This is a genomic window from uncultured Nostoc sp., from assembly GCF_937863485.1.
Classification (GTDB): Bacteria; Cyanobacteriota; Cyanobacteriia; order Cyanobacteriales; family Nostocaceae; genus Nostoc.
Map to the genome: position 1 here is coordinate 1 of NZ_CALMFY010000130.1, position 11,060 is coordinate 11,060.

The following is an 11,060-nucleotide window of genomic DNA, read 5'->3' on the forward strand; positions in this document are numbered from 1 at the left end:
GGGAGAGGTTTTGATTTTAACAGGGGTAATAAGCGTTGCCAATCGAAGCAAGTATCTCCTAAATCAGCAAGGCGATCAATTAAAGCATTGAGTTCTGGGAGTTCTGCTGTGGGTACTAAACCCAAATGGCGATCGGGAATTGTGATGTTATCTTGACGCCGCAGGACGCCGAGAATAGGTAATTGTAAGCGTTCTAGGGAATCTTTGAGGAGAGAGAGATGGCGATCGCTTCCGACTCGATTTAGTACCACCCCAGCTATTTTAATTCGGGGATCAAAAGACTGGTAGCCGTGAGCGATCGCAGCTACAGAACCAGATAAACGACTACAATCAATCACCAACACCACAGGTAAATCTAAAAGCCGCCCAATATGCGCTGTACTTGCAAAATCAGTTGATTTTTGCTTTTCTTGCCCATGCCCAATTCCATCAAATAATCCCATTACCCCTTCCACGAGGGCATATTCACTTAGTTGACTATGAAGGGCAAAACATTGCTGAACGTAGGCTTCGGAAGTCAGTACTGGGTCTAAATTCCGACAAGCACGACCAGTTACGTGTTGATGAAACATCGGATCAATGTAGTCTGGGCCTACCTTGAAAGATTGTACCAGGCGATCGCGACGACGTAAAGATGCTAAAAGTGTGAGCGTAACTGTTGTCTTGCCCACCCCACTACGTTCTCCAGCAATGATTACAGACATGGATAATTGGTGATTGGTTAAACTAAATAGTCAGCTATCTTAGTAGTATAAAATCAAAGTAAAACAAAATATTGAATCATTTATTTGATTAAAATTACTGCTTTCTCTTACTCAATAATAATTGTTTTTCAAGACGTTCAGCCAGCCATAATTTAATCATAGAATCAGATGTCACCCCTAAACGCTTGACTTCATGTTCTAAGGCTTCAATCATCCAAATGGGAAAGTCAATATTAATTCTTTTTTGCTCATAACGTGGACGATGTGCGTTAGATAAGTGTATAAACTCAGTAATATCTTCTCCATTCTTAAACTTAGCATCAAATTCTTCAGCTTTCATAAATATTTACCTCTTCAGTCCGAGAGCGACGAACGGAAATAATTCTTATTTTATCACCACGATAAGTAATGACTGCTGACCAATATTTTTCAGCAATCTTGCCAATAACTAGAAACCGTCATCTGTTGTGCAGGCAGGGATTTCAATAAAATTTGCATCTGCCCAAAGTTTCTGTGCTTCAATAAAATCAATGCCATGTTTAGTTTTATTAGTTGCACTTTTGTAAGGATAAAATTCAAACTCCATAGTTTTTTTTAAGACAGATCCAAAATGTTTTAATAAATAATCTTCACTATTTTATAAATCAATACGCTTGGGTTAGCGTCAAAAACCATAAACCGTGTAGGTTGGGTTGAACGAAGTGAAACCCAACAAACCACTGAAAATGTTGGGTTTCGTTCCTCAACCCAACCTACGATTCCCTTAACCCAAGCGTATTGTTTTATAAATTAAATTTTCCTTCCTTCGTCTTCATTTTAATAATAATTAAAAAAATTCCCCCCTTCCCGCATTAGGAAGGGGGGTAGGGGGATTAGGTCTGAATTAATTCGCCAATTTGAAAATATTCGCTGTCACTCCCAGGCTTTCTTCAAACAAGGACTCGCGGCCCCAGCGTTGCACTTGCTGACTCAGCAATGCTTCCGCCTTTTGTTCCGAAAGTGAAGTCACCTGTTGAAACAGACCGGCGGATTGGGCACCACCGTGTGTTTCCATCCGCATACAACCACCAGTTTCCGAGCAGATAACTGTACCACAGTCTGCCTGGGGATTTGTCGAGCTAAGGCGTAAGGCAATCAAGTCGCCGATAATATCGCCCACATCAGCAACCGGAACTCCTGCTAACTCTGCTTCTACTTCTCGCTGTTCTTGAGCAATAAAATGGATGCGAGTGATGTCATAATCACCGCTTTCCTTTTCATAAGAAACTGGCTGCCATTCCAGCCGACTTGCCAGCCAACCCAAAAACAGTAAAGCTTGGGCGGGGTTGCCTTTTTCGTAATCAATCGTAACGCGGTCAATTTCTTTGAGGGCGGCGCGACGGTGAGGAGAATCGTAGGCCTCAGCTGTCAATTCCTGCCATGACGCGAGGCGACGCCAGTTCAAGTCAGCTAAAGGTACACCAGTTTCTACCAACTCTTGTAGGTGGAGTAAATCACTTTCTGGGGTGTTAAAGTTGCAAGAATCTACAATGACATTATTGGAGACTGCTGCTAGGCGCTTGAATAGACTGTTGTTAGGGTCTGGTGTTGCCTTCCACCAGAGAAACTTCGGTAAGCCGCCAATCAACAATGCTGGAATCATGCCCCCTATCCGTTCCAAGGCAGCAGCAGTACCACTGAGAGTGATGTATTCGCAGCAGACAAGTGTCCTTGATGATTGCTTTTGGATGGGGCAATAGGCAGAAACTTGAGCTTTAACCCCTTTATCTTCGCCAGTAATGGGAAATAGGGCAATGATGCGGCAGGGGTTGCGGAGGGCGATTTCATCGGCAATTCTGGGGCTTGCAGCGCTATTTAAGATCCCACTACCAGGATGTTCTCCTCCAGACCCGTTTCGCTGAACTTTAGCAAATTCTTCTCGTAATACAGTGAGAGTTTCTAGTGTTGCAGTTCCAGTTTGTGTCAGACTATGTTTTTTTTGCACTTCCCGCAATGCTGCTGCCATCTGTGGCCCTAAAATCCCATCAATTGGGCCGTTGTAAAATCCCAAAGCAGCCAACAAATACTGAGTTTCTTCTGGTTCGTAGACTATTAAAGTAAATGTTGTTGCTCTAGTAGCACTGGGAAGTCCACCGTCCTCGCCAGTAATGCCGTAGCTTTGCCAAATTTGACTCAGTTCTGCATCTATTTCGTCAAGCGAAATATCTTTTGGTGCCTGAAGTGAAAAAATTGTAGAAGTTTGGAGAGCCATAGGAAATTTTGGATTTTGGATTTTGGATTTTGGATTTTGGATTTGAGATTAGAGATTTTGGATTAAGAACTGGTAATTAGTAATTGGTAATAGTTTTTTATATTCTCCATTACCCATTCCCTGTTTCGCCATCCCCAATCTAAAATCTAAAATCTGAAATCTAAAATCTTAGAGTCTGCGCCAGCGACGGCCATCCTGGTTAATTAAGAATTCTGCTTCTGCTGGTTCCCAAGTACCGGCTTCGTACTGGGGAATAGTATTTGGATCGGCGGGTGCATCCCAAACGGAAAGGGCTGGTGTTACTAGCTGCCAGGCGGCTTCTACTTCATCTGCCCGGGTAAACAATGTTTGGTCGCCCATCATACAATCAAGGAATAGGCGATCGTAGGCATCGGATGTTGCTTGGATGCCAAAGGAACCATAACTAAAGTCCATGTCAACGGAACGGGTACGGAATTCTGCCCCCGGCATTTTGACATCAAAACGCACGGAAATTCCTTCATTTGGCTGAATCCGCATCGTCAAAACGTTGGCGTTTGTCTGTTGGGCGGCAGATTGAAACATCCGAGACGGAACTTCGCGGAAGTGGATGGAAATCTCACTGACTTTTTTCGGCATCCGCTTACCAGTCCGCAGGTAGAAGGGAACACCTTGCCAGCGCCAATTGTCTACCAAAAACTTCATCGCTACATAAGTGGGCGTTGTCGAGTTGGGATCAACGCCTGGTTCTGCGCGATACCCTGGCACTGCTTGACCCTTCATCCAGCCAGCACTGTACTGGCCACGCACTGCTCCCCGTGATAGATTGTGCACATCCGCTAAACGAGTAGCTTGGAGTGCCTTCACTTTTTCTGTGCGGATGCTGTCGGCATCCATTGCGTTGGGTGGTTCCATAGCCGTTAGGCAGTAAAGTTGCATTAAGTGGTTTTGCAACATATCCCTTAGTGCGCCGACGCTTTCATAGTAACCAGCCCGGTCTTCCACGCCTACGGTTTCTGCGACGGTAATTTGCACATGGTCAACAAATTGACGATTCCACAACGGCTCAAAAATCGCATTGGCAAAGCGAAACACCAGTAAATTCTGGACTGTTTCTTTACCCAAGTAGTGGTCAATGCGGTAAACTTGGTTTTCTTTGCAAAATTTCTGTACCACTTGGTTAAGACTCTGGGCAGAAGCCAAGTCGCGACCAAAGGGTTTTTCAATTACTAGACGATGTTTGTAGGGATCTTCTAGCATCCCGGCGCTTCCTAGTTGCTTAATCGCTTCGGGAAAAAATGAGGGGGCAACTGAGAGGTAAAACATTCGATTTCCTCGCGTGCCCCGTTTTTCGTCTAATTCACTCAATAAGTTTTTCAGTTTCTGGTAGCTTTCGGGTTTGTCTATATCTCCAGGACTGTAGAACAAACCTTGAGAGAAGTCTTGCCAGAGTTCCCCTAAATCGACATCGGGATGTGCCTCTTCCATGCCTTTTTGCATCTGTTCACGGAAGTAATCGTGGCTCCACTCTCGACGTGCCACACCGACAATGGTAGTTTCTGGGGGAATGCGCCGTTCTCGCCGCAATTTGTAAAGTGCTGGCACTAGTTTGCGCCAGGTAAGATCACCAGAAGCGCCAAAAATGACTATAATCTGGGGTTCGGGCATCCCTTGTTGTTGTAGACCAACGCGCAAGGGGTTTTCTAGCAGACTAACCATAGCAATTTTGGATTTTGGATTTTGGATTTTGGATTAGGGATTGAGATTGGGATTGGGAAAGGATTTTAGATTTGCAATTTTGAATTGGACTTCAATCAAAAAACGCTCTCTACGAGATGCTCTTGCTAGCAAGATCCCCGAACGCGAGTGCGTCCCGTAGGGAAGGGGTACGCGGACTCGTTCTAAGCGTTGGCGCAGCCTCTTCTTCGAGTTGCCATGCCACAAGCTTTACGCTACGCTATCGCAAATCCAAAATCCAAAATTCCCATTCCCTAGCCCCTACACTGGTGACAATACCTTGATCTTGTCTTCTAAAGAGTTCATCAAGGACTGGAAGGGCTGAATGAACTTGTCAATACCATCAGCTAACAGTTCATCCATTACAGCATCGAGATCGATGTTGATGTCGGGATCTTTGAGGTTTTCGATCAGTGTGTAAGCTTGATCTACATCTGTTTCTAAGCGATTGCCTACGTTACAATGATCGGCACAAGCTTTTATCGTCGCTGGTGGTACAGTGTTAACGGTTTCTTGCCCAATCAACTCCTCGATATACATCACGTCGCGGTAGTTGGGGTCTTTGGTGCTGGTACTAGCCCAAAGTAGCCGCTGTACTGTGGCTCCTTTTGCTGCCAAGGCTTGCCAACGATCGCTCTCGATAATTTTCTTGTATTCTTGGTAGGCAATCTTGGCGTTAGCGATCGCTACTTTCCCTTTAACAGCCAAGAGCTTTGCTTCCACGGTAATATCATCAACGCCTTTTTTCAACTTAGCATCAATTTTGCTGTCAACGTTACTATCGATCCGGCTGAGGAAGAAGCTGGCGACTGAAGCAACTTTACTGATGTCTTTACCTTCAGCTAGCCGTTTTTCTAAGCCACGAATATAAGCCCAAGCTGTGTTTTTGTAGCTTTCTATAGAAAAAAGCAGCGTAATATTGACATTCATCCCTTCGGCAATTACCTGTTCTGCTGCTGGTAAGCCAGGCTCTGTTCCGGGAATTTTAATCATCAAATTTTCCCGACCAACTTCTTGAAAATAACGCCGGGCTTCGTTTATTGTTGCTTCAGTATCATGGGCGATGGTTGGTGGGACTTCGATACTCACATAACCATCTAGTCTATCCGAGGCTTCAAAAACAGGGCGTAAAATATCACACGCATTACGGATATCTGCAAAAACCAGCGATTCGTAAATTTTGTATGTCGGTAAGCCAGCGCGAACTCCGGCTTCGATATCGGCATCATAAATGGCGTTACCAGCGATCGCTTTTTCAAAGATTGCTGGGTTAGAGGTAATTCCAGAGATCCCTTGATTTTCAACCAGGTCTTTGAGTTCGCCTGATTGAATAATGTCACGGGTCAGATTATCCATCCAGATACTTTGACCGTATTGCTTAATTTCTAGTAGATGATTGGTAGCCATAGCTCTAATTTGTTTCAGTCCTGTATAGTGATGTTTCGTAGTGAAGTTGGTAAAACCCATCAACATTTGATGGTTACTTTTGAATTGTGGCGTTGCCAATCACTTATCGCATCCGCCAGCTGAGATAATCTTTAATACATCTTCAAGAAGTGCTATTCTTTATTCCCAATCCTAAATCACCATGATTAACGTTTAATTAATGGCAGATGCTAGACGCATCCTTGATGCTTTTGTGACTGTCTTCTAGTGGCCGTTTTGAATAAAAGACTCCACTTTTGCTACATCCTCTTTGCTACCAATAATTAAAGGTGTGCGCTGATGCAGTTTTTTCGGTACCACATCCAAGATATTTACCAGTCCTGTAGTGGCACGACCGCCTGCTTGCTCAATCAAAAAGGCTAGAGGAGCGGTTTCATAAAGCAAGCGCAATTTCCCTTCTGGGTTTTGAATTGTGCCTGGGTAGAGAAACACGCCGCCTTGAACCAAAATTCTATGGATGTCGCTCACCATTGCACCGCTATAACGAGCGCTGTAACCTTCTGTGCGATGAACGTAGCGGATATATTCTCGAATTGATTCTTCCCACTGCCAAAAGTTACCCTCGTTCACGCTGTAAACAGACCCGTGGGTAGGAATCCGAATATTTTCTTCTGTGAGAATAAATTCGCCTAAGCTGGGATCAAGGACAAAAGAATGAACGCCCTTACCTATAGTATAGACCAGCATCGTGCTGGGGCCATACAGGATGTATCCGGCAGCCAGTTGCTTGCGTCCGTTGGTGAGGAGATCAGTTGCCTTACCATCGCTATCAGTTCCTTCTTGTTGGCGAATGGCGAAAATGGAACCTAAGCTGAGATTATTATCAGTGTTGGATGAGCCATCAATTGGGTCATACAGCAGGGTATAACGACCAATGGGGCAATTTTCCGGGATGTAGTAGGGATTTTCCATTTCCTCAGAAGCTAGGCGACAGACTAAGCCGCTTTGCTTAAAAACTGAGATAAATACATCATTGGCATAGACATCCATCTTTTTGACGGATTCTCCTTGCACATTAACTTCCCCAGTAAATCCCAGAACGCCTTCCATTAAACCAGCGCGACTCATGCGACGAGCAACCAGTTTGCCTGCTAAAGCGATGCGATTCATCAGCGCACTTAAATCCTGTGCATCTGGGGAAAAACTCTGAAGTTGCTGGAGGACGTGACGGGATAAGGTTGTACAATCACGATCTAGGGATTTGTCTGTAGCATCGTAGGTAGATAAGTCTAAAGATTCTGGCGCTTTAGCCATTTTTATGTTCTCCGCAGCCACTAGCTGTTAATTGGGTGTCGTGTATGGCAACTCATAGTTGCTGCTTCTATCTTAGAAAGGTAATTTGAGAACTTAGATACGACTTTAGATAAACTAAAGAAATGAATCTTTGGTGACTTCTGCACCCAGAGTCTATATACGTAGTAGTTTGTCTAAGACATCACCAATATTGAGTCGCGTGATTTACTTAAATCAAGCGACTAGAAAAAGTAATCAAGGCAACGAACCCACTAAGTATTATGTGCAGCCTAAGTTACCCTGAAGTTATGGAAAAACAGCTTTAGATTTATCATTTGGGATTGAGAACTGCTTATGTTCAACTACAATCCATTAGAGTGCCTACCTTCATCAGCAGAATTGCCAGATTCTAATGACACCCCTGTGGATAACGAACTGCAAATATTAATTCCCAACTTATTGTTAGCGATATTAGCTGCTATTTGGCAAGCCTGTGATGATTGGTTTTTTGGGATCAACATGGGAATTTATTATACAGCCAATAAACCTGCCATTGTCCCCGATGGGTTTTTAAGTTTGGGTGTAGAACGTTTTGTTGGAGAAAATGGGCGTTCTAGTTATGTACTTTGGGAAGAAGATGGCATTTCCCCAATCTTATCCTTAGAAATTATTTCCCAAACTTACAATTTTGAATACGAGCAAAAGAAACTAGATTATGCCCAATTAGGCATTTTGTATTATGTCATCTATGCACCAACCCGCTTACGTCGTAAGCGTCAGCGTTTAGAAGTTTATCGTTTAGTTAATGGTGAATATATTTTACAATTAGGCGATAAAATCTGGATGCCAGAAATTGGTTTAGGTATTGGACGTGAACGCGGAACCTACCAAGGAATCACGCGAGAATGGTTGTATTGGTATGACAAAAATGGTAATAGATACTCAACACCAGAAGAAGTAACAGTTAAGCAACAGCAACAACTAGAGCAAACACAACAACAGCTTCAGGAACTTTTAGCTAGATTACAACAGAAGGGAATCAACCCGAATAATCTCTGAATAATTGAGGTTGGCAATAAAAGTTCGTCATTTTGCTATTTGGTTTTAGATATTCAAGGCTAGGGTGGGGCTTTTGAAAGGATTTTTACCATCTGCGACAATCAAGCGATCGCACTGAAACACTTTATCTGGCATAATTGGGACGGACAAGATGTCTATCCTACAAAACATTCATAAAATCTGGCTGTGCAAAGAGCAACAGCTAGCATTCAGCTTACAGCTTATTTAAATGTATTTTTGCAAGCGTCAATCTGAGTAAGTTATAATAAAGTCTTGGGCGATTAGCACAGGGGTAGCGCACATCCTTCACACGGATGGGGTCACTGGTTCAAATCCAGTATCGCCCACTTATATACATCAAGGCTTTTAGTAAATTAACTCAGCCATCTCACACAGGCCACCACGAGGGTCAACACAGTACTGCTAATACACTTCAGGTATATTTGTGAGGTAGAAAATAGAGACTACTTCAGGGTCAATATAACTCTAGTACTGTAAAATTAGAACCACTTTAAAGTCAGCAGAACTAGACAAGCAACCTGTATTATTTCCCTACAGCATGTTAATTACTGTATGTGATGGGTTAAGAGGTTAATTATTTTTACTCTCATTTTGGTTAGATTTCCAGGCAACTGATATAGCCACCTACCATTTGGGTAATTTAAGTATGGATATCCTACTTTAGTGATAAAAATGAGACATATTAAGCTATTATTACCTGTGATCGTGGCTGGCATAGTAGTATCCCCAGTATTAGTTCAAGCAAAACAAACTATATGTGCTTTTGACGAAGAGGCAGCTTCTGAGATTAAAAGGACAGTAACTTTAACGAATATGGGAATAAAGATATCTATTCCAGCTAATTATAGAGCAGTGGCTAGAACAGGAGGCTCTATAGAATTTGTAGATAATGGTACTTTTCAACTATTCCAATGTGTAGCCAAGAATCCTGGAGCAGGAGGTAGAGGATATACTGGCATAAAGATTTATAAATCAAAGACTAATTACATATACAGTAATGTGCAAGATATGGTTCCAGGCAGACCAAACTTTTTCATTGTCTGGGAAAAGAGGCAATTAGATAATAATACCTTTCACGATCTAAAGTTAAGAATAAAAACTAGGAAAGGGATCTTAGAAGTAGAACAGATAAATGAGGACCCTATAACTACTGAACAGGAAGCTCAAGAATTAAGAACTGAAATAATTCAGATAGCTAGCATAATAGATATTCTTTAAACAAGCTTGATTTTAGGGTGCTGTAATTCCCAATTGACAATTACCCCCCTTTATAAGTGGGGTAAAGAATGTACTTCATTTAGATGCAAAACCCTGTAATTGTCAAGTATATTTGCTGATTACTTTATCAAAATGCCTAATTGCTTTATAAAAATGGCTGTTTAGTTTCTCAAAATACTTAAATACTTTCTCAAAATGGCATTTGACTTACTCAAAATGCCATTTGACTTTCTCATTTTGGTGTTTTCCGCAAGCAAAATGACATTTGACTTATTCAAACCCCAGTTTAGTTTCTCATTTCGGTGTTTTCCGCAAGTAAAAGCCTGGGCGAAGGTCATTTAACGCTATACAGGCAAAGTCCGCCTCCACGGACTAAGGAAAAACCTCATTTTTAGCCAGAAGCTCATTGCTGCTCTGCCGCGAGTCAAGGAGGCGGCAGCCCCAAAATAGCCATTCCCAGTCGGAGACTGGGAACGAGGTGAATTTGCATCCTGTGTAGAAGATGTACACCGTAGCCTAAATGGGGAGAATAGGGTTAGAGGGGTAATTCAGGAAATTATTAGCTTTCGGAAGTTTCCTGGGAGAACTTCTTATGGATAGTTCTAGTCGATTCCCCATCAGCACCTACCGTTATCAGGTAGTCCATTAAACCATCTGAAAAGGGGAGACGTAGGTGGAAAGTACCATCCGGTTTGATTTTGATGGTATGACCACCAATATTTACACTTGTATTTGGTTGGGTTGCTCCGTGAATAATTAACTCAGCATCTGTTACAAACCAGAAATCTTCGTGGGAACGACTGAAAACCCGAACATTGGGTGAACGGGCTATGAGTAACCAACGATCGCTATCAGCGATATAGCCAATTTCAACCATGTAGTCGCGATCGCTCACGGGAATAGCCACAAAGCGTCCCTGTACTACCTCTTCAGATTCATACTGCTGTACAAGCTGGGGATTTTGATAACTCAAGTCAATCCCAGTCACATCGTAGAGCCGCACTAGCAATTGGGAGCCGCCTTGTTGTTGCAGTGCTTCCTTCTGAGTCTTGGAAATGTACCAAGAGACATAAGCCCACTTGGGAGTGCGGGGTGTGAGCGCAACACTGCTCTCTTCTTCACTGCTCTGTTCTTGGGTTTCTATCAAGCCAATAGGTGTCTGGCTTGCTAACGCTACATTTTCACCGCTGGGATCTGTATGCACAGGATTGAAGACACGAACGATCGCTGAACGGGCTATAAAAAACCAGTGTGGTTTACCGCCGTAGGCATCGTCATCAGCGACATAGCCAATTTCAGCTATGTAATCGCGATCGCTGATGGGAATTTCCACAAAGCGATCGTTTGCTGTCTCTTCACATGCATACTGCTGTACAAGGTGAGGACTTTGATAACTTAGGTCTATCCCAGTT

At 43.0% G+C, this 11,060-nt stretch carries 11 protein-coding genes and 1 tRNA gene; 3 read left to right on the plus strand and 9 right to left on the minus strand.

Translation table 11 applies throughout. The features are described 5' to 3' along the window. The 8 genes from Q0541_RS17275 to fbp form a co-directional block, all read right to left on the minus strand. A partial coding sequence (locus Q0541_RS17275; RefSeq protein WP_298912460.1) for a cobyrinate a,c-diamide synthase occupies nucleotides 1-704 on the minus strand: 704 nt, incomplete at its 3' end. Nucleotides 705-798: 94 nt separating this feature from the next. Then, on the minus strand, nucleotides 799-1,044 hold the full coding sequence (locus Q0541_RS17280) for a CopG family transcriptional regulator (RefSeq protein WP_298912464.1): 246 nt from the start codon (nucleotides 1,042-1,044) through the stop codon (nucleotides 799-801). Continuing rightward, complete coding sequence (locus tag Q0541_RS17285; protein ID WP_366941893.1) at nucleotides 1,034-1,150, minus strand: BrnT family toxin; 117 nt, start codon at nucleotides 1,148-1,150, stop codon at nucleotides 1,034-1,036. The genes Q0541_RS17280 and Q0541_RS17285 overlap by 11 nt, the downstream gene beginning before the upstream one ends. A gap of 2 nt (nucleotides 1,151-1,152) precedes the next feature. Further along, entirely contained in the window at nucleotides 1,153-1,290 is a 138-nt protein-coding gene (locus Q0541_RS17290; RefSeq protein ID WP_298912467.1) for a BrnT family toxin, read from the minus strand. A 297-nt stretch (nucleotides 1,291-1,587) separates the two neighbouring features. Beyond that, nucleotides 1,588-2,955, minus strand: coding sequence for a glucose-6-phosphate dehydrogenase assembly protein OpcA (gene opcA, locus Q0541_RS17295; protein ID WP_298912470.1), 1,368 nt, complete (start codon nucleotides 2,953-2,955; stop codon nucleotides 1,588-1,590). Nucleotides 2,956-3,123: 168 nt separating this feature from the next. Next, on the minus strand, nucleotides 3,124-4,653 hold the full coding sequence (gene zwf, locus Q0541_RS17300; RefSeq protein WP_298912473.1) for a glucose-6-phosphate dehydrogenase: 1,530 nt from the start codon (nucleotides 4,651-4,653) through the stop codon (nucleotides 3,124-3,126). A gap of 279 nt (nucleotides 4,654-4,932) precedes the next feature. Next, complete coding sequence (gene tal, locus Q0541_RS17305; protein ID WP_298912476.1) at nucleotides 4,933-6,078, minus strand: transaldolase; 1,146 nt, start codon at nucleotides 6,076-6,078, stop codon at nucleotides 4,933-4,935. Between the two features lie 243 nt (nucleotides 6,079-6,321). Further along, nucleotides 6,322-7,371 (minus strand): class 1 fructose-bisphosphatase, encoded by a 1,050-nt coding sequence (gene fbp / locus Q0541_RS17310; RefSeq protein ID WP_298912480.1) that lies wholly within the window; start codon nucleotides 7,369-7,371, stop codon nucleotides 6,322-6,324. Between the two features lie 333 nt (nucleotides 7,372-7,704). Between fbp and Q0541_RS17315 the strand changes: the two genes are divergently transcribed. The 3 genes from Q0541_RS17315 (at nucleotide 7,705) to Q0541_RS17325 (ending at nucleotide 9,648) form a co-directional block, all read left to right on the plus strand. Then, complete coding sequence (locus tag Q0541_RS17315; protein WP_298912483.1) at nucleotides 7,705-8,409, plus strand: Uma2 family endonuclease; 705 nt, start codon at nucleotides 7,705-7,707, stop codon at nucleotides 8,407-8,409. A gap of 275 nt (nucleotides 8,410-8,684) precedes the next feature. Then, nucleotides 8,685-8,756 (plus strand) — tRNA-Val (locus Q0541_RS17320). Between the two features lie 346 nt (nucleotides 8,757-9,102). Next, entirely contained in the window at nucleotides 9,103-9,648 is a 546-nt protein-coding gene (locus tag Q0541_RS17325) for a hypothetical protein (RefSeq protein WP_298912488.1), read from the plus strand. 559 nt (nucleotides 9,649-10,207) lie between these two features. Here the strand turns inward: Q0541_RS17325 and Q0541_RS17330 are convergent. Then, nucleotides 10,208-11,060, minus strand: an 853-nt coding sequence (locus Q0541_RS17330; RefSeq protein ID WP_298912491.1) for a DUF4912 domain-containing protein, incomplete at its 5' end; no start/stop codon positions are given.